The 18,904-nt window shown below is 71.2% G+C and carries 12 protein-coding genes and 2 pseudogenes; 11 read left to right on the forward strand and 3 right to left on the reverse strand.

Annotated features, from left to right (window positions below; genetic code table 11):
• Positions 1-21 precede the first annotated feature (21 nt).
• Positions 22-1,581: a phospholipid carrier-dependent glycosyltransferase gene (locus tag NQ152_RS02425; protein ID WP_306815577.1), complete on the forward strand. Its 1,560-nt coding sequence runs from the start codon at positions 22-24 to the stop codon at positions 1,579-1,581.
• Here the strand turns inward: NQ152_RS02425 and NQ152_RS02430 are convergent.
• Both NQ152_RS02430 and NQ152_RS02435 read right to left on the reverse strand, forming a co-directional pair.
• Entirely contained in the window at positions 1,578-3,428 is a 1,851-nt protein-coding gene (locus NQ152_RS02430) for a thioredoxin domain-containing protein (RefSeq protein WP_257522882.1), read from the reverse strand. The two genes, NQ152_RS02425 and NQ152_RS02430, sit on opposite strands and share 4 nt — an antisense overlap.
• 70 nt (positions 3,429-3,498) lie before the next feature.
• Positions 3,499-4,335, reverse strand: a complete 837-nt coding sequence (locus NQ152_RS02435) for an aldo/keto reductase (RefSeq protein WP_257502302.1) — start codon at positions 4,333-4,335, stop codon at positions 3,499-3,501.
• Between the two features lie 46 nt (positions 4,336-4,381).
• Between NQ152_RS02435 and hrpA the strand changes: the two genes are divergently transcribed.
• Both hrpA and NQ152_RS02445 read left to right on the forward strand, forming a co-directional pair.
• Positions 4,382-8,410: an ATP-dependent RNA helicase HrpA gene (gene hrpA, locus NQ152_RS02440; RefSeq protein WP_257522883.1), complete on the forward strand. Its 4,029-nt coding sequence runs from the start codon at positions 4,382-4,384 to the stop codon at positions 8,408-8,410.
• Positions 8,411-8,437: 27 nt separating this feature from the next.
• Positions 8,438-9,379 (forward strand): NADP-dependent oxidoreductase, encoded by a 942-nt coding sequence (locus NQ152_RS02445; protein WP_257522884.1) that lies wholly within the window; start codon positions 8,438-8,440, stop codon positions 9,377-9,379.
• A 138-nt stretch (positions 9,380-9,517) separates the two neighbouring features.
• On the opposite strand, the gene NQ152_RS02450 is transcribed toward NQ152_RS02445, so the two are convergent.
• The gene (locus tag NQ152_RS02450) at positions 9,518-10,372 is read right to left on the reverse strand and encodes a sulfurtransferase (RefSeq protein ID WP_257502299.1); all 855 of its coding nucleotides are present in this window, start codon (positions 10,370-10,372) and stop codon (positions 9,518-9,520) included.
• Between the two features lie 101 nt (positions 10,373-10,473).
• Between NQ152_RS02450 and NQ152_RS02455 the strand changes: the two genes are divergently transcribed.
• From NQ152_RS02455 to NQ152_RS02485, 8 genes and pseudogenes are all read left to right on the forward strand, one after another.
• Positions 10,474-11,823, forward strand: coding sequence for an O-acetylhomoserine aminocarboxypropyltransferase/cysteine synthase family protein (locus tag NQ152_RS02455; protein ID WP_257522885.1), 1,350 nt, complete (start codon positions 10,474-10,476; stop codon positions 11,821-11,823).
• Positions 11,820-12,803 (forward strand): Gfo/Idh/MocA family protein, encoded by a 984-nt coding sequence (locus NQ152_RS02460; RefSeq protein ID WP_257522886.1) that lies wholly within the window; start codon positions 11,820-11,822, stop codon positions 12,801-12,803. Before NQ152_RS02455 ends, NQ152_RS02460 begins: the two co-directional genes overlap by 4 nt.
• Before the next feature lie 62 nt (positions 12,804-12,865).
• Positions 12,866-13,453, forward strand: a pseudogene (locus NQ152_RS17335) (NYN domain-containing protein); the annotation flags it as partial.
• Positions 13,454-13,846: 393 nt separating this feature from the next.
• Positions 13,847-14,104: an OST-HTH/LOTUS domain-containing protein gene (locus NQ152_RS17340; protein WP_374113553.1), complete on the forward strand. Its 258-nt coding sequence runs from the start codon at positions 13,847-13,849 to the stop codon at positions 14,102-14,104.
• A gap of 60 nt (positions 14,105-14,164) precedes the next feature.
• A complete protein-coding gene (locus NQ152_RS02470) occupies positions 14,165-15,352 on the forward strand; it encodes an ROK family transcriptional regulator (RefSeq protein WP_257522888.1) in 1,188 nt (395 codons plus the stop codon).
• A gap of 7 nt (positions 15,353-15,359) precedes the next feature.
• Positions 15,360-16,454, forward strand: a complete 1,095-nt coding sequence (locus NQ152_RS02475; protein ID WP_257522889.1) for a sugar ABC transporter substrate-binding protein — start codon at positions 15,360-15,362, stop codon at positions 16,452-16,454.
• A gap of 150 nt (positions 16,455-16,604) precedes the next feature.
• A pseudogene (locus tag NQ152_RS02480) lies at positions 16,605-17,408 on the forward strand (ATP-binding cassette domain-containing protein); the annotation flags it as partial.
• Positions 17,405-18,664 (forward strand): sugar ABC transporter permease, encoded by a 1,260-nt coding sequence (locus tag NQ152_RS02485; RefSeq protein ID WP_257502293.1) that lies wholly within the window; start codon positions 17,405-17,407, stop codon positions 18,662-18,664. The pseudogene NQ152_RS02480 and the gene NQ152_RS02485, both read left to right, overlap by 4 nt.
• The last annotated feature ends 240 nt before the right edge of the window (positions 18,665-18,904 follow it).

Genomic DNA, 18,904 nt, shown 5'->3' on the forward strand with positions numbered 1-18,904 from the left:
ACCGTTCCTCTGCTCCCCCGGATGCGGCCGTCCTTCTACGACCGGTGGACGGCCCGCGCGGCGGCCGATCCCCGCGTGGCGCGGCGGTGGGCCTGGCTGGCGCCGGCGCTGGTCACACTGCTGGCGGGGATCCTCCGGCTGTGGAACCTCGGACATCCGCACGCGCTCGTGTTCGATGAGACGTACTACGTCAAAGACGCGTGGGCGCAGTGGGTCCTCGGCTACGCCGCGAAATGGCCCGACGGGGCCAACGCGGCATTTGTGGCGGGCGAGACCGACGGCTTCTCCTCGCAGGGCAGCTTCGTCGTGCACCCGCCGCTGGGGAAGTTCCTGATCGGCGTCGGCATGGCGATCTTCGGCGCCGATTCGTCGTTCGGCTGGCGGATCACCACTGCCGTGTTCGGCACGGCGACAGTGCTCCTGCTGTACCTCGTCGCGAAGACCCTGACCGGGTCGGTGGCCTTCGCGACCGTGGCCTCGTACCTGATGGCCATCGACGGCCTGGCGATCGTGCTGAGTCGGATCGCGCTGCTGGACATCTTCCTGACCTTCTTCGTGCTGCTGGCGTTCTGGTTCGTCCTGCTCGATCGGCGCGAGCACGTGGTCCGGCTCGCTGCGCTGGTGGCGGCCCGCTCGGCGGGCGGCGAGCGCCCGGCGTGGGGTCCGGTGCTGTGGAGCCGCCCCTGGGTGATGGCCGCGGGTGCCGCGGCCGGCGCGGCCACGGCGGTGAAGTGGTCCGGGGTGTACGTGATCGCCGGGCTGGGCATCTACCTCGTGGTCACCGACGCCCTCGCCCGGCGCCGCGCCGGGGTGGGGTTCTGGCCGACGGATGCCGCTCTCCGGCAGGGACCGGCGACCTTCGTGATGTTCGTGCCCATCGCCCTGGTCGTCTACGTGGCCTCGTGGATCGGCTGGCTGGCCACCGACGGCGGGTGGGACCGTCACGCCGCGGACCTGGCTCCGGTGACCGGGTTCTGGTCCTGGGTGCCCTCGGCCTTGCAGAGCCTGTGGCTGTACCACCGGTCCATCTACAACTTCCACGTCGAGCTCAGCTCGGCGCACGCCTACGCCAGTCCGGCATGGCAGTGGCCTCTGCTGCTGCGACCCACGTCGATGTACGCCGAGACCACGCCGTACGGGGAGGGCGGGTGCTCCTTCGCGAACGGGTGCATCGAGAACATCTACAGCATGCCGAATCCGCTGATCTGGTTCGCGAGTGTCGCCGCGGTCCTGTATCTCGGATACCGGTTCGTCCGCACCCGCGATTGGCGCTACGCGGTCGTGCTGACCGGGGTGGCCGTCACCTACCTGCCGTGGCTGCTGTACCCGGAGCGGACGATGTTCCAGTTCTATACGATCGCGATGCTGCCGTTCCTGCTGCTGGCACTCACCTTCGCCCTGCGCGACCTGTCCGGGGCGGGCCGCGCCGATCTGTACCGACGGCTGAGCGGCCAACGGATGGTGCTGGTCTTCCTGCTGGTGGCCACGGTGCTGTCCGCGTTCTGGTATCCGATCCTCACCGGCATGCTCGTGCCGTACGACTTCTGGCGCGCCCACAACTGGCTGCCGGGCTGGGTCTAGCGCCGGGCCGGCTCCAGCTCCGCCGGGTCGGTGACCGGAAGACGGCACGCGAAGTCGCGGCAGTCGTACACGGTGGGCCGGCCGCCCAGCGCGACCTTGCCCTCGAACAGCGCGAAGCCCGCCGTCGCCCACTGCGCCGACCCGGCGTCCGTCACGATCGCCAGGACATCCGCCGGAATCGGCCGCGCGGCGCGCACCAGCGGCGCGGTCGGATCGTCGCTGACTGCGACCAGCTGGTGCGGCGCCTGCGCGAGCCGGGCCGCAACGCGCAGCAGCGCTCCGTAGGCGATCGGCTGCGCCAGCGCTGCTGCCGCATGTGCCGAGACCACGTCTTCGGCGAAACGGCGAAGCTCATCGGCTGCGCCGAGCTGCCAGAGCGAGAGCGCCGCGTCGGCCAGCGCGGCGTGACCGGACGGTTCGTCGCCGTCGGATGCGGCATCCGGGCTGTGTATGCCCTGTGCGCGCAGCACGGGGTCACCGCCGCCCGGTGTGCGCGGCTGCCCGCGTTCGCCGGTGCAGGCCTGGACCAGATCCCGCGCCCGCACGGCATAGACGACCTCGCCGGTGGCCGCGCCCAGTGCGGCCAGCCCGACGGCGAATTGCCCGTAGTCGGCGAGGGTCGCCGCCGCCCGGGAGGGGATCTCGTCCAGAGAGGCGCGGACGAGCCGGCCGCGGGCGTCGATGTTCGCGCCGATCACGGCGTCCGCGGCCCAGCGTGCCGACTCGATCCACGCCGGCTCGTCCAGGCGCGCCCCCGCGCGGGCCAGGGCTGCGATCGCAAGGCCGTTCCACCCGGTCACGACCTTGCCGTCGACGGCGGGCGGCTCGATGTCCGCCCGGGAGGCGGCATCCCGCAGGTAGTACCCGCCTTCGCTGCGCACGCCGTCGATCCACGACTCGGAATCCTGCGCGGCGCCGAACCCGCCCGCGGGCTGCTGCAGGACGTCGGTGAGGAACCGCGCGATGCCGCGCGCCGTGCTCTCGTCGCCGGCGTCGACGGCGACCTCGAGCAGCTGGGCGTTGTCGGTCAGCATCCGCTCGTAGTGCGGGACCGTCCAGTCTCGTCGGGTGGCGTAGCGGAAGAATCCGCCCTCCACCGGATCGCGCAGCGGCGAGGCGGCCATCGCGCTCAGCGCCCGTTCCGCGACGGCGGATGCCGCGGGCTCGGCGCTGCGCACGGCGGGACTCTGCAGGAACCTCAGCGCGGTGGCGATCGGGAACTTCGGCGTCGCGGGGTCGCCGTCGCCGAAGCCGCCGTACTCGCGGTCCTCGCGTGCCGCGATCGCCGCGGCCGCCGAGGCCAGATCAGCGAGGGAGGGCAGCTCCGCCACCGTCGACGTGCTCTGCTGCGCCTGGGCGAGCGCCTGTGCCACCGCATCGGCGGTGCCGTCCACCTGGCCCCGGCGCTGCGTCCACGCCTCACGGACGGCGGCCAGCACCTGGCCGAAGGAGGGCATGCCCGCACGCGGCTCCGGGGGGAAGTACGTTCCGGCGTAGAACGGGCGGCCGCTGGGCGTCGCGAACACGGTCAGCGGCCAGCCCAGGTGCGGCGTGAACGCCGCGGCGGCCGACATGTACGCGGCGTCGACCTCGGGGTGCTCCTCTCGGTCGACCTTCACCGCAACGAAATCGGCGTTGATCGCCGCGGCCGTCGCGTCGTCGGCGAAGGACTCCCGTGCCATCACGTGACACCAGTGGCAGGTCGAATAGCCGATCGAGACCAGCACCGGCACGTCCCGGCGGCGGGCTTCCGCGAAGGCCTCATCGCCCCAGGCGTACCAGGCGACCGGATTTCCCGCGTGGGCTCTGAGATACGGGCTGGCGGACTCCTCCAGGCGCGGATTCATCCCCTCACGTTACGACGCATGGCGCGCGCTGTGGAGGGCTACCGCTGCGTAGCGCGGCCGGCGTCGCCGCTCACTCCACCTCGTCGGGGTGCGCGCTGACCCGACCGGAGCCGTCGCCCGGATCGATCTGATCGATCGCCCGCATCTGCGCGTCCGAGAGCGCGAAGTCGAACACGTCCAGGTTCTCCTCGAGCCGCTCGCGACGCACCGACTTGGGGAAGACGATGTTGCCCTTCTGGATGTGCCAGCGCAGCACGACCTGTGCGGGCGTCTTGCGGTGCGCGGATGCCGCGTCCGCGACGGCCGGGATGCCGAACAGGTCGTACTTGCCCTGCCCCAGCGGCCCCCACGCCTCGATCCGCACGCCGTGGGCTGCTGCCCAGTCGGTGACGGTGCGCTGCTGGTGGGCGGGGTGCAGCTCGATCTGGTCGACCGCGGGCGTCACACCGGTCGCCGCGACGATGCGCTCGAGGTGGGGCACCAGGAAGTTGGAGACGCCGATGCTGCGCGCCAGTCCGGCCGAGCGCACCTCGATCAGCTTCTCCCAGGCGTGCAGATAGTTGTCCTTCGCCGGTGCCGGCCAGTGGATCAGGTAGAGGTCCACGCGCTCGAGCTGGAGCTTGTCCAGGCTCTCGCGGATCGCCGCGTCCGGTTCGTCGCCGGCCTGGCGGTCGTTCCACAGCTTGGTGGTGACGAACAGCTCCTGCCGCGGGATGCCGCTCTTGCGGATCGCGGCGCCCACGCCCTCCTCGTTGCCGTAGATCGCGGCCGTGTCGATGTGGCGGTAGCCGACCTCGAGCGCCTCGGTGACGGCGCGCTCCGTGTCCGCCGGCGGAACCTTGAACACGCCGTACCCGAGCTGGGGGATGTCGAAGCCGTCGTTGAGCTGAACCGTGGGAATCGTCATGCGTCCAGCCTAAGAGCTGAGACCGGCGGCGGTACGATCGAAGGCTATGCGCGCGCCCGAACCCGTCATCGTCTACCCGCCGGAGCTGCCCGTCAGCGGCGCGCGGGACGAGATCGCGCGCGCGATCCGCGATCACCAGGTCGTGATCGTCGCGGGCGCGACCGGTTCGGGCAAGACGACCCAGCTTCCGAAGATCTGCCTCGAACTGGGCCGGAGTCGGATCGCGCACACCCAGCCGCGCCGGATCGCCGCGCGCACGATCGCGGAGCGCATCGCCGAAGAGCTCGAGGTGCCGCTGGGCACGACGGTCGGATACAAGGTCCGCTTCACCGACAAGGTGCAGGAGGACACCCGCGTCACGCTGATGACCGACGGCATCCTGCTCAACGAGATCCACCGTGACCGGCTGCTGCGCCGCTACGACACGATCATCGTGGACGAGGCGCACGAGCGCTCCCTGAACGTGGACTTCCTCATCGGCTACCTCACCGAGGTGCTGCCCAAACGCCCCGACCTGCGGGTCATCGTCACGAGCGCGACGATCGATCCGGAGAGCTTCGCCACGCACTTCGCCGACGCCGAGGGCAACCCGGCCCCGATCATCGAAGTCTCCGGCCGGACGTACCCGGTGGAGATCCGCTACCGCGGTCCCGACGCCGGGGCGGCCGAGCGGTCCTCCGGCGACGCCGAGCGCAGAGCGGACACGTCCAGCGCCGGCGACGAGGTCGACGGGATCACTGCCGCGCTGCGCGAACTGGATCGCGAAGCCCCCGGCGACGTGCTGGTGTTCCTGCCGGGTGAGGCGGAGATCCGGGACGCGATGGATGCCGTTTCGGGCATGTACGCGAAGGCCTCCGCTCCGGTCGAGGTGCTGCCGCTGTACGGCCGGCTCAGCGCGGCCGAGCAGCACCGTGTCTTCGAACGCTCGAAGGTCGCCGGTGTGCGGCGGAGGGTGATCCTGGCCACCAACGTCGCCGAGACGAGCCTGACCGTGCCCGGCATCAAATACGTGATCGACACCGGCACGGCCCGCATCTCCCGCTACAGCAATCGCACGAAGATCCAGCAGCTGCCGATCGAGGCGATCTCGCAGGCATCCGCCCAGCAGCGGGCCGGCCGGGCCGGCCGCACGGCAGCGGGGATCGCGATCCGGCTGTACTCCGAGGACGATTTCGACAAGCGCCCCGAGTTCACCGAGCCGGAGATCCTGCGCACCAGCCTGGCCTCGGTCATCCTGCAGATGCTCTCGCTCGGTTTCGGCGACATCGCCTCGTTCCCGTTCTTGACTCCCCCCGATTCGCGCGGGGTCAAGGCTGCGATCGACCTGCTGCTGGAGCTGGGAGCCGTCCGTCCGGCCGGCGACGCACGCGCGCGGCGCGGCGCCGAGGGGCGGGCGGCAGCCGGGACGGGCACCCGACTGACCGACCTGGGTCGCGAGATCTCACGGCTGCCGATCGACCCCCGCTTCGCCCGGATGCTCATCGAGGCGCGGCGCACCGGCGTAGCCCGCGACGTGCTGGCGATCGTGGCCGGGATGTCCATCCAGGACGTGCGGGAGCGCCCCGAGGACCGCCGCGAGGAAGCGGACCGGCTGCACGCCCGGTTCGTGGACCCGACGAGCGACTTCGTCACGCTGCTGAACCTGTGGAACCACCTGCAGGAGCAGCAGTCCGCGCTCGGCTCCAGCGCCTTCCGGCGGCTGTGCCGCTCGGAGTACCTGAACTATGTGCGGGTGCGCGAGTGGGTCGACGTGCACCGGCAGCTGCGGACGCTGATGGGCGGACAGCGCGACGGCAAGGCACCCGCCTCCGCTCAGCCGTCCGCCGCCCCCGGGGCGAACGCCGACGACCTGCACAAGGCGATCCTGTCCGGGCTGCTCTCGCACATCGGCATCCTGGACGAGCGCAGCGCGGCCAAGCCGGTCGCGGCCCGCTCGACGGGCGGGCGCAGCGAGACCAAACGTGCGCAGGGCGGGGAGTACCTCGGCGCGCGCGGGGCGCGGTTCGCGATCTTCCCCGGCTCCGGCCTGCGCAAGAAGCGCCCGTCCGCCGTGATGGCCGCAGAGCTGGTCGAGACGTCGCGGCTGTTCGCCCGGACGGTCGCGGCGATCGATCCGGCATGGGCGGAGCCGCTGGCCGGTGACCTCGCCAAACGTCAGCTCAGCGAGCCGCACTGGTCCAAGACGGCCGGCGCGGCATCCGTCTACGAGAAGGTGACCCTGTTCGGGGTGGAGATCATCCCCCGGCGCCGAGCCCAGCTCGCCCGGTTCGACCGGCCGCTGGCCCGTGAGCTGTTCGTGCGTCACGCCCTGGTCGAGGGCGAATGGGACCCGTCCGGGCTGGACAAGCGACTCACCGCCTTCGAACGGCGCAACCTGGAGCTGCGCCGCCGCCTGGAGAAGATCGAGGAGCGGGAGCGCCGCCGCGACATCCTGGTCGGCGATGAGGCGGTGTTCGCCTTCTACGACGCGCGACTGCCCCGAGACGTCTTCGACGTGCGATCGTTCGAGGCGTGGTGGCGGGATGCCGCGGCGCGCACCCCGCATCTGCTGGACATGACCGAGGCCGACCTCCTGGATGATGCGGCGCGGGCGGACGAGCGCGACTTCCCTGCGCGCTGGCGGCAGCAGGACCAGGTCCTCTCGCTCAGCTACCGGTTCGAGCCCGGGTCCGAGGATGACGGCGTCACCGCCGTCATCCCGCTCGCGCTGCTGGCACAGGTACGTCCGGACGGGTTCGACTGGCAGGTTCCCGGCCTGCGCGACGAGCTGATCACCGCGCTGCTGCGCTCCCTGCCCAAATCGATCCGCCGCCACGTCGTCCCGGCGGCGGACTGGGCCGCGCGGTTCGCCGAGGAACTGCAGGGTCAGGGACCGGAGGCGCACGCCGGACTGCCCGCCACATCGCTGCGCGCGGCGCTGGCCGTGCGCATCCAACGGGTGGCGAACCAGCCGGTCACCGCGGCCGACTTCGACCTGGACCGCGTGCCCGTGCACCTGCTGGTGAAGTTCCGCGTCGTCGACGAGCGCGGGCGCCCACTCGGTGCGGACCGGGATCTGCGCGCCCTGCAGGAGCGGTTCTCGGACCGCGCCCGCAACTCCGTGGAGAAATCCCTCACCCGCTCGCTGAACGCGCGGGCCGCGCCCGATCGCCCCGGACCGGGCGCGGTGGCACGGCCCTCCGGTCCGGCCGGACCGGCGGCCGGAGTGCAGCCGCGGACGGGCATCACCGACTGGGACATCGGCGATCTCCCCGCCGTCGTGGACACGAAGGTGGCCGGCGGCGTGGTGCGCGGGTACCCGGCCCTGGTGGATGAGGGATCCAGCGTCGCCCTTCGCGTGGAGGCGACGCCCGAGGCCGCGGAGCGCTCCACGCGCGCGGGCGTTCGCCGCCTGCTGCTGCTGGCCGTTCCCTCCCCCGCCTCCTACGTGCTGGAGCACCTCACCTCGGCCGAGAAGCTCGCGCTCGCGGCATCCCCCTATCCCTCCGCCAAAGCCCTCATCGAGGACGCGCGCCTGGCGGTGGCCGACGCCGTCCTGGACGAGACCGCAGGATCGGGCGCGGTGCGCACCCGCGCCGGCTTCGAGCGGGCCCGCGACGCGTTCTCGTCCGCCGTGGTGGACTCCACGTTCCAGACGGTGTCGCTGGCCGCGCGCATCCTCACCATCGCGCGGGAGGTCGATCGGGCGGTGCGCTCGCAGAACTCGCTCACCCTGCTCGGCGCGCTCAACGACGTGCGCGGACAGGTGGCCGGCCTGGTCTTCCCGGACTTCATCTCCCGCATCGGCGTCACCAGGCTGCAGCACGTGCCGCGGTATCTGCAGGGCGCACGGGAGCGGGTGAACGCACTGGCGGACAACCCCGGCCGCGACCGGCAGCGGATGACCGAGTTCGAGCGGGCCGCGACCGTCTATGCGGATGCCGGCGGGTCGATCCCCCTGTCACCGGATGCCCCGCCGGCCATCCAGCGCACCCGGTGGCTGCTGGAGGAGTATCGGGTCAGCCTGTTCGCGCAGCAGCTCGGCACCGCCGAGGCGGTGTCGCTGCAGCGGATCCAGAAGTCGCTGCGGGAATAGGGTTTCGGCAAGAGAAAGGTGTCCGCCATGGCCACAGCGATCGTCTACGCCGAATTCGGCGGGCCCGAGGTCCTCACCCGGACCGAGGTCACCATACCCCCGCTCGGTGCCGGCGAGATCGCCGTGCGGGTCGAGGCGGCCGGGGTCAACCCGATCGACGCCAAGCTCCGCGCCGGCCGGCGCGCCTCGCCGGAGCTGACCGGACCGCGCCGGGTGGGCAGCGACGCGGCCGGAGCGGTCTCCGCGGTCGGCGCCGACGTCGACGGCTTCCTCGTCGGCGACGAGGTGATCGTCTTCGGTGCGTCCGGCACGTACGCGTCCGAGATCGTCGTGCCCCAGACGGACGCGCAGCCGCGCCCGCCGGGAGTCAGCGCCCAGGTCGGCGCGGCGCTGGGCATCCCGGTCGGCACCGCGTACCAGACGCTGCGCGCGCTCGCCGTCGGCCGCCGCGACACGCTGCTGGTGCACGGCGGATCCGGTTCGGTCGGGCAGGCCGTCATCCAGTACGCGGTGCTGTGGGGCGCGACGGTCGTGGCGACCTCGTCCGAGCGACGATTCGACCGCGTCCGCGAGCTGGGAGCGATCCCGGTCGCCTACGGCGAGGGGTTGGCCGACCGGGTGCGCGCGGTGGCACCGCAGGGTATCACGGCGGCCATCGACGCGGCCGGCACGGACGAAGCGCTCGATGTCTCTGTGCAGCTCGTGGCCGATCGCGACCGCATCGCCACGCTCGTGCGCGGAGCGGATGCCGCGTCCTTCGGCATCCGCGCGTTCTCCGGCGGCAGCCCGCGGCCACTGACCGAGATCCAGCAGCGCTGGCGGCGCGAGGCGATGCCGGTGACCCTTGCGCTGCTGGCGGCCGGTCGGTTCTCGGTGGAGCTGGGTCCCTCGTTCCCGCTGGAGGCCGCCGCCGCCGCGCATCGCGCGGTCGAGGACGGCGTCGACGGCAAGATCACCCTCCTTCCCTGACCCCCGTCGGCCCCTCGCGAGACCGGATGGGCGCGGCACGTCCCCGCGCCCTCGCCGCCGTCTCATCTGCAGGTCGTCCAGACCCGCCGCGCGCACGCGGCGTCACATTCGCTCACCCGCGCCCCGACCCCGGGTCGGTCATGCCGGGCCGACGTTCCCCTGCGGGGTGGGACCGGTCGCGATCAGGCGGCCGCGGGTGTTGGACCATTCGCTCCACGACCCGGGGAAGACCACGACCTCGATGCCGGCCAGCGCCCCCGCCAACGCCGTGTGCGCCGCCGTGATCCCGGAGCCGCAGTACGCCGCGACACGAGCGCCCTCCGCGACGCCGGCGGCGGCGAAGGCGGCGCGGATGGCAGTGGGATCCCGGAAGCGTCCTGCCTCCAGGTGCACGACGGTCGGGAGGTTGACCGCCCCCGGCACATGACCGGCCACCGGGTCGAGGGGTTCGATGTCACCGCGGTAGCGCTCCGGCGCGCGGACGTCCAGCAGGACCCCGGCGCGCGGCCATGCCGCGACCTGGTCGATCGTGGCGATCCCGCCGGTCGGCTCGGTGAGGGTGATGTCTCCGCGCGGCGGCTGGAGATCGCCGGTCTCCAGCGGCAGGTCCGCGGCGATCCACGCGCGCAACCCGCCGTCCAGGACGCGCACATCGTCGACGCCGCAGCGGGTCAGCAGCCACCATGCCCGCGCGGCGGCGACGGACTGCACGTCGTCGTAGACCACCACCGTCTCGCCGGCGCGCAGCCCCCAGCGCCGGGCCGAGTCCTGGAGCGCTTCGCGGGTGGGCAGGGGATGCCGCCCCTCGGCCGGTTCCCCCTTGCGCGCGAGCTCGTGATCGAGATCCACGTACACCGCGCCCGGCAGGTGCCCGTCGAGGTAGTCCGGGCGGCCCTGCGGACGGTCCAGCCGCCAGCGCACATCCAGCAGACGGACGGGGGCACCGGAGTCGTGGAGGTCGACGAGCTCGGGCGGTGAGATCAGAAGCGCCATGGCCCCATGGTGCCCCCGCACGGGGACACCGGCGCAGCGCCGCGTGCAACAGTTCGACACACGGCGCGGGCTGCGCGTGTCGTCGCGGCCAGAATGGGGTCATGCCCGAAACCCCCCGTTCCTTCGCGACGGCGCAGGTGCAGGCGGGTTACCGGCCCGGCGTCGCCGAGAACACCGCCGTGCCGCCGATTTATCAGTCGAACGCGTTCGAGTTCTCCTCGCTCAGTGAGGCCCGCGACCGCTTCGCCCTCCGCCGCGACGGCAACATCTACAGCCGCGCCGCCAATCCCACCGTTCTGGTCTTCGAGGAGCGGGTGGCCGCGCTAGAGGGCGGGGTCGCAGCCGCGGGCGTCGCGTCCGGGCAGGCGGCGGTCGCGGTCGCTCTGCTCGCGCTGGCGAAACAGGGCCAGCACATCGTGGCGGCAAAGCAGCTCTACGGGGGCACGGTCGACCTGCTGCAGGACACCTTCGCCGATTGGGGCATCGAGGTCACGTTCGTCGACCAGGACGACCCGGACGCGTGGCAGGCCGCGGTGCGTCCCACCACGCGTGCGCTGTTCGCCGAGTCGGTGACCAACCCCATCGCACAGGTCCTGGACATGCGCACGGTGGCGCGGATCGCGCGCGATGCCGGCGTCCCGCTCGTGATCGACAACACCGTCGCGACTCCCTATCTGCAGCGCTCCGGGGATTTCGGCGCCGATATCGTCGTGCACTCGGCGACGAAGTTCCTCGGCGGACACGGCACGTCGCTGGGCGGAGTGGTGGTCGACCTGGGCACCTTCGATTTCACCGCCGATCCCGCGCGCTGGCCGCAGCTGACGCAGCCGTACCGTCGCGTCCCGGGCGGGAACCTGATCGACCGGTTCGGTGCGACCGGATCCCCGTACATCGCGCTGGTCAAGACGAAGTACGTCCACGACCTGGGTCCCTCGCTATCGGCGTTCAACGCTTCCCAGCTGCTGCAGGGGCTGGAGACGCTGGACCTGCGGATGCAGCGACACGCAGCCACCGCTCTGACCGCCGCACGCTTTCTGGAGAGCCACCCCGCCGTCGCCCGCGTGCATCACCCCGGTTTGGAATCCAGCGCCTGGAACGTGCTGGCCCGCACGTATCTGCCGCGTGGCGCGGCGTCCGTCTTCTCGTTCGACCTGCACTCGACGGGAGATCCGGACGCGGATTTCGCACTGGTGGAGCGATTCATCGGGCGACTGGAGGTCGTGCGGCTGGTGGCCAACATCGGCGACGCGCGCAGCCTGGTGGCCCACCCGGCCTCGATGACGCACAGCCATCTGACGCCGCGCCAGCTCGCCGACGCCGGCATCGGTGCCACCACGATCCGCCTGTCGCCGGGGCTGGAGGATCCCGCCGACATCCTGCGGGATCTGGATGCCGCCCTGACGTCGACCCGCGTCGCGGCGCGGTCGACGGTGGGTACGCTCGGAGGATGACTGGACTGCGCTGGGGAATCCTTGCCACGGGCGGTATCGCCCACGCCTTCACGAGAGATCTGCGCACCGCCGGGCTGAACGTCACGGCGGTCGGATCGCGCTCCGCGGACTCCGCGGCGCGGTTCGCCGCGGAATTCGGGATCCCGCGCGTGCACGGCTCCTACGAGGAGCTGGTCTCAGACCCGGATGTCGACATCGTCTACGTCTCCACGCCGCATCCGCTGCACGCGCAGAACGCGATCCTCGCTCTGGAGCACGGGAAGCACGTGCTCGTCGAGAAGCCGTTCACGCTGACCGGAGCGGAGGCGGCGGCGGTACGCGATGCGGCCGCGGGAACCGGTCTCCTGGCGATGGAGGCGATGTGGACGCGGTACCTGCCGCACATGATCCGCATCCGTGAACTGGTCGGCAGCGGCGCGCTGGGTGATCTGCGGGCTGTCTTCGCGGACCACACTCAGCGGATCTCGACCGACCCCGGCCACCGCCTGAACGCACTCGAGCTGGGCGGCGGCGCTCTGCTGGACCTGGGGATCTACCCCATCTCGTTCGCGTGGGACATCCTCGGCGCTCCTGTCTCGGTGACCGCGGCGGCGACGCTCGGCCCGACGGGTGTGGACGGCGAGGTCGCGACGATCCTCGCGCACGCCTCCGGCGCGCTGTCGACCTCGATCTCGGCATCCCACGCGGCCGGGCCGAACACCGCTCACATCGTGGGGACCGAGGCGCGGATCGACATCGACCGGGTCTGGTACAACCCGACCTCGTTCCGTCTGGTCGCCCCCGACGGCAGCGTGCGGGAATCGTTCGAGTCCGAGGTCGACGGACGCGGGATGCAGTACCAGGCGATCGCCGCCGAGCAGTACGTCGCCGAGGGGCGCAGTGACAGCGAAATCCTGCCCATCGACGAGACGGTGGCGATCATGCAGACCCTCGACGAGATCCGCCGGCAGATCGGGCTGCAGTACCCCGGCGAGCGCTGAGCGGACCGGCGCACCGGGCCGGCGCACAGCTGACGTCGGGAACCGCCTGTCAGACTGGACTCATGCCCGACTCGCAGAACGCCCGCGTCGCCGTCTATCTGGACTTCGACAACATCGTCATCTCCTGGTACGACCGCGTCCACGGCCGCAACTCCTACGGCCGTGACCGCCAGCGCATCATCGAGACGCCGGAGGACCCGGAGATCGCGGAGCGACTGAGCGCGGCGACGATCGACGTGGGCGCGATCATCGACTACGCGGCATCGTTCGGAACCCTCGTGCTCACGCGCGCATACGCGGACTGGTCCTCACCCGTCAACGCGGTCTACCGCACTCAGCTCGTGGCCCGCGCCGTCGACCTGGTGCAGTTGTTCCCCGCGGCCGCCTACGCCAAGAACGGCGCGGACATCCGCCTGGCCGTGGACGTGGTGGAGGACATGTTCCGGCTTCCCGATCTCACGCACGTGGTGATCGTCGCGGGCGATTCCGACTACGTCCCGCTCGCCCAGCGCTGCCGCCGCCTCGGTCGGTACGTGGTCGCCGTGGGTGTCGCGGGATCGACCGCGAAGTCACTCGCGGCCGCCTGCGACGAGTTCGAAGCCTACGACTCCCTGCCCGGTGTCCCCCGTCCCGCCCGTGTCGCGGCCGTGGCGAAGGAGTCCGGTTCGCGCACACCGTCCCGCGGGTCCGGGTCCCGATCCAAGGCCGCAGCGGCCGAGGCGGCAGCCGACGCCGCCGGTGCGGAGGTCACCGCCGAAGCCGCCGCCGAAGCGCCCGCCGCCGCCGCTCCCAAGACCAGGGGCGGACGCGGGGGACGCAAGGCTCCGGCGAAGGATGCCGCGGCCGACCCTGCGGAGACCACCCCGCCGGTGGACGCCGACTCCCCGACCGCCGTCCCGGAGACCGCCGAAGCCGACGCCGCAGCCGTGGAGGCATCCCTGATCGACGCGCTGGGGCCGGCCACCCCGCCGAAGCGGACCAACCGCCGTGCGTCCTCGACGACCGTCGCGGCGAACGTCGACGCCGCCGATTCGGTCGCCACAGTGGAGGAGCCCTCCGAGGACCCTCAGGAGGTCGCCACGCGTCTGCTCGAGCGGGCGCTCCGGCTCGGGCACGACAAGGACGACGACGCCGAGTGGCTGCACAGCTCAGCGGTCAAGACCCACATGCGGCGGATGGACCCCTCCTTCAGCGAGAAGGCCCTCGGCTACCGGTCCTTCTCGGACTTCGTCAAGGCGCGCGAGTCGATCGCCGAGCTCGAGGAGACCGGACACGAAAGACTCGTGCGCCTCCGCGAGTAGCCCGAGGCGGCGCCGCGGAACTCCTCGTCCCCGCCAAAACCGTCCGGTACAGTGTCGACTGTGGTCCGACGCATCGCCCCGCCTGGCTCGCAGTCTTCACTCCGTGAAGCGAACCGAGCCCGGCTTGTCGAGTCGCTGAAACGGCATGGGCGACTGACACAGGTGGAACTGGCCGGGAGCACCGGACTCTCCCCCGCGACCGTGTCGAACATCGTCAAGGAGCTGACCGCCTCGGGGCTGCTGCACACCTCGATCACCTCGCGAAGCGGGCGCCGAGCCACGCTGGTGTCGCTGACCCGGCAGCTCGGTCTGGTCGCCGGCGTCCATTTCAGCGCACGTCAGCTGCACATCGCGATCGCCGACGCGACCCGCACGGTGGTGACCCAGACCACACTCCCCCTTCCGCTGGATCATCGTCACGACGCCGAGCTGGATCGCCTCAGCATCCTGCTCAGCGACATGATGGAGACCCTCGGCGGCACCGTCGCGGAGCTGCTGGCCGTGGGGCTCGCCCTGCCCGCCCCCATCGACCCGCGCAGTGGGATGGTCGCCACCCCTGGGCTGCTCCGCGGCTGGGAGGGCATCGACGTCGCCGAGAGCCTCACCGCCCGCATCGGCCGCCCCGTCTTCGTGGACAGCGAGGCGAACCTCGCCGGACTCGCCGAGGCGCGCGAAGGCAGTGCACGCTCCGCGTCCTCCTCCGTGTTCATCCGCGTCGGTCACACCATCAGCGCCGGCCTGGTCGTCGGGGGCGATCTGTTCCGCGGGGTGAACGGCAAGGCCGGTCAGATCGGGCACGTCACGATCGACGAGAACGGCCCGATCTGCCGCTGCAGCAACCGCGGCTGTCTGGAAAGCTACGCGGGCGGTCCCGCGCTGCTGTCGCTGTTCCCGCCGAGCGAGGGGATGCAGCGTCTGAGCGATCTGATTCAGGCGTCCTATGCCGGCGACGGCAGCTCACGGCGGGTCATCGCCGACGCCGGACGCCACATCGGCATCGCCGCGGCGAGTCTGTGCAACCTGTTCGACCCCGAGCTGATCGTCGTCGGCGGCGAGCTCGGGCAGGCCGGGGAGATCCTCATGGCGCCGATGCGGCATTCGCTCGAGCGCACCGCGCTCGCCTCGGCCAACGGGCTGCCGGAGATCGTCGGCGCGTCGTTCGGCGAGTGGGCCGAGACGCGCGGAGCGATCACGATCGCCCTGGATCACGTCATCGTCGAAGCCGACGCTCTGCCCTTCACGGCCTAGGCGCGCCATGCCCCTCCCTGCGTCGGCCGGACGCGTCGTGGGACGGGCCGGCGCCGCGCTGATCGCGATCGCCCTGACCGGCGCGGCCATCACGGGGTGCGCGGCAGCAGGCACCGACGGCGAGAACGGGGCGCAGGGAACAGTCGCGCTCCTGCTTCCCGATGCCAAGACCGCGCGCTACGAGACCTTCGACCGCCCCTTCTTCGAGCAGCGGATCGCGCAGCTCGGTGACTACAAGGTGCTGTACACCAACGCCGATCAGGATGCCGCCAAGCAGCAGCAACAAGCCGAGTCCGCCCTCGCCGCGGGAGCGGGCGTACTCGTCCTCGACCCGGTCGACGTCGGCGCCGCCGTCACGATCGTGGCTGCGGCGAACGCGCAGGACGTTCCGGTGGTCTCCTACGACCGATTGGTCGCAGGCGGCGACATCGCCTACTACGTGTCGTTCGACAACGAGAAGGTCGGCCAGCTGCAGGCCAGCGCCTTCGTCGACGCGCTCACGGAGCGGGGTCAGCTGGCGGGCGGCATCCTGATGGTCAACGGATCCCCCACCGACAGCAACGCCACCAGCTTCGCCGAGGGCGCGCACGGCGTCATCGACGCGGCCGGGCTGCGCATCCTCGCGGAGTACGCCACACCGGATTGGAGCCCGGACAAGGCCCAGGAGTGGGTCACCGGCCAGATCTCGCAGTACGGGCCGGACATCGTGGGGGTCTATGCCGCGAACGACGGGACCGCCAGCGGCGCGGTCTCGGCGCTGAAGGCGGCGAACGTCACCCCGTGGCCGGTGGTCACCGGCCAGGACGCCGAACTGTCCGCGATCCAACGCATCCTCACCGGCGACCAGCACATGACCGTGTACAAGGCGATCAAGCCGCAGGCCGAGCTGGCCGCCGAAGTCGCCGTCGCGCTGCTCCACGGCGAGGAGGTCACCGCCCCGCTCGAGATCGACGGAACCCCGACGACCCTGCTGGATCCGGTCGCCGTGACGGTCGACGACATCCTCAGCACTGTCGTCGCGGACGGGTTCTGGACGATCGCGGACATCTGCACCCCCGCCTACCGCGCGGCGTGCACGGCGGCCGGGCTCCCGGCGGAGTGAGCCGGTGCGGACACGAGCGCCGCGGACCGCGGGTAGGGTTCTTCGAAACGACCCCCCGAGGATGAGGACGTGACGATGTCGCTGCCTGCGGCCCGCACCGGACGTGCGCGCGAGCGCGTGCTGACCATGCGCGGCATCGCGAAGCGGTTCGGCGCTGTCAGAGCGCTGACCGACGTGGACTTCTGGGTGAACGAGGGCGAAGTCGTCGCTCTGATCGGCGACAACGGGGCCGGAAAGTCCACTCTGGTGAAGGTGCTCTCCGGGGTCCACGCGCCGGATTCGGGGATCATCGAGTACGACGGCGACGTGGTGGAGATCACCAGCCCCGCCGACGCGCAGGAACTCGGCATCGCCACGGTGTTCCAGGATCTGGCGCTGTGCGACAACCTCGACGTGGTCGCCAACCTGTGGCTCGGCCGCGAACTGCGCACCGGACGCACTCTGGCCGAGGTGGACATGGAGCAGCAGACCTGGACGCTGCTGCGGGAGCTGTCGGCCAAGATCCCTTCGGTGCGTATTCCGGTCGCCTCGCTCTCGGGCGGACAGCGTCAGACCGTCGCGATCGCCCGGTCGCTGATCGGCGATCCCCGAGTGGTCATCCTCGATGAGCCCACCGCCGCGCTCGGGGTCGCCCAGACCGCCGAGGTGCTGAACCTCATCGAGCGTCTCCGGGAGCGGGGGCACGGCGTGGTCCTGATCAGTCACAGCATGGCCGACGTCATGGCCGTCGCGGATCGGGTGGTCGTCCTGCGCCTGGGGCGCAACAACGGCGTCTACAACATCGCCGACGTGACCAGCGAAACGCTCATCGCCGCGATCACCGGGGCGACCGACAACGCGGTCAGCCGCCGCGCGGCCGACCGGCCCGACGGCGACCCGGCGCCGGAGGGCGAGATCATCCGAATGACCGACAAGAGCCGCCGCGGGACGCGGAACGCTCCCGGCGGCGCATGAAGTCGGTCCGTGAGGATCCGGCAGCGGCAGCGCCGATGACCGATCCCGCCGACGCCAGCGTGCTCAACCCGCGCAGTGTGCGCGGCGCGGTCGCGCTGCTGCTGACCCGGGTGCGCGGCGGCGATCTGGGATCGCTTCCGGTCATCGTCGGGCTGGTCCTGATCTGGACGGTGTTCCAGGCGCTGAACCCCGTCTTCCTCTCCAGCACGAACCTCGTGAACCTCACCATGCAGTGCGCGGCGATCGGCACGATCGCGCTGGGGATCGTGCTGGTGCTGCTCGTGGGCGAGATCGACCTGTCCGTGGGCTCCGTCTCCGGGCTGGCCGCGGCGATCCTGGCGGTGGGCTTCGTGCAGCTGGAGTGGAACCTGCTCCTCGCGCTGGTCGCCGCCGTCGCGGCCGGTGCGCTGGTCGGGCTGCTCTACGGGTTCCTCTACACGCGGTTCGGCCTGCCCAGCTTCGTGATCACGCTGGCCGGTCTGCTCGGCTTCCTCGGTCTGCAGCTGTGGGTGCTGGGGCCGAACGGGTCCATCAATCTGCCGTTCGATTCGTGGCTGGTCCAATTCGCTCAGCAAATGTTCCTGCCCGCGTGGGCCTCCTACGCCTTGGCGATAGTGGCCGCGGGAGGATACGCGTGGATCCTCACGCACCGCGCGCGCCAGCGCGCGGCAGCGAATCTGGTCAGTCAGAGCTACCTCGAGATCGCCCTGCGCAGCGGTGCGCTGCTGGCCTTCCTACTCGTCGCCTCGTGGTATCTGAACCTGTCCCGAGGCGTCGGCGTGATGTTCGTGTTCTTCCTCGCGCTGGTGGTGATCGCGAACTTCGCGCTCACCCGGACGCGGTGGGGACGCGCGGTCTACGCGGTGGGCGGTTCGGTCGAGGCGTCGCGGCGGGCCGGGATCCGGGTGGACCGCATCTACATCTCGGTGTTCGTGTTCTGCTCCACTCTGGCCGCGGTCGGCGGCATCCTGGCAGCGGCTCGACTCGCGGCCGCCAACCAGAGCTCCGGCGCCGGCGACGTCAACCTCAACGCCATCGCGGCAGCCGTGATCGGGGGCGCCAGCCTCTTCGGCGGACGCGGCACCGCGTTCGCGGCGCTGCTGGGCATCGTGGTGATCCAGTCCATCGCGTCGGGGCTGACACTGCTGAATCTGGACTCATCGGTGAAGTTCATGGTCACCGGCGTGGTGCTGGTGCTGGCGGTCACGGTCGATTCGCTGTCCCGGCGCAAGCGGACCGCAGTCGGGCGGGCATGACCCCGGAGCGCCAGCCGGACCGGTTCATGCGTTCAAGTGAAAAACTCGTGGAGCCCCGGATTCTCGGTCTCGACCCCTGTAGTTGAGCATCCTGCTCGGTTCGCGTAGCTCACATCACGCAATTCGTTCATTCCGACCGCAGGTCCGGATGCCATGATCACGGTCCGCGGGCCTCCCTCGCGGCTGTTGCCAAAGCGTTACGTTCATGTCTTGACGCCAAGGCGCGTTGTCGTCAGGATC

The sequence above is a fragment of the Microbacterium sp. zg.B48 genome, assembly GCF_024623505.1.
Classification (GTDB): Bacteria; Actinomycetota; Actinomycetes; order Actinomycetales; family Microbacteriaceae; genus Microbacterium.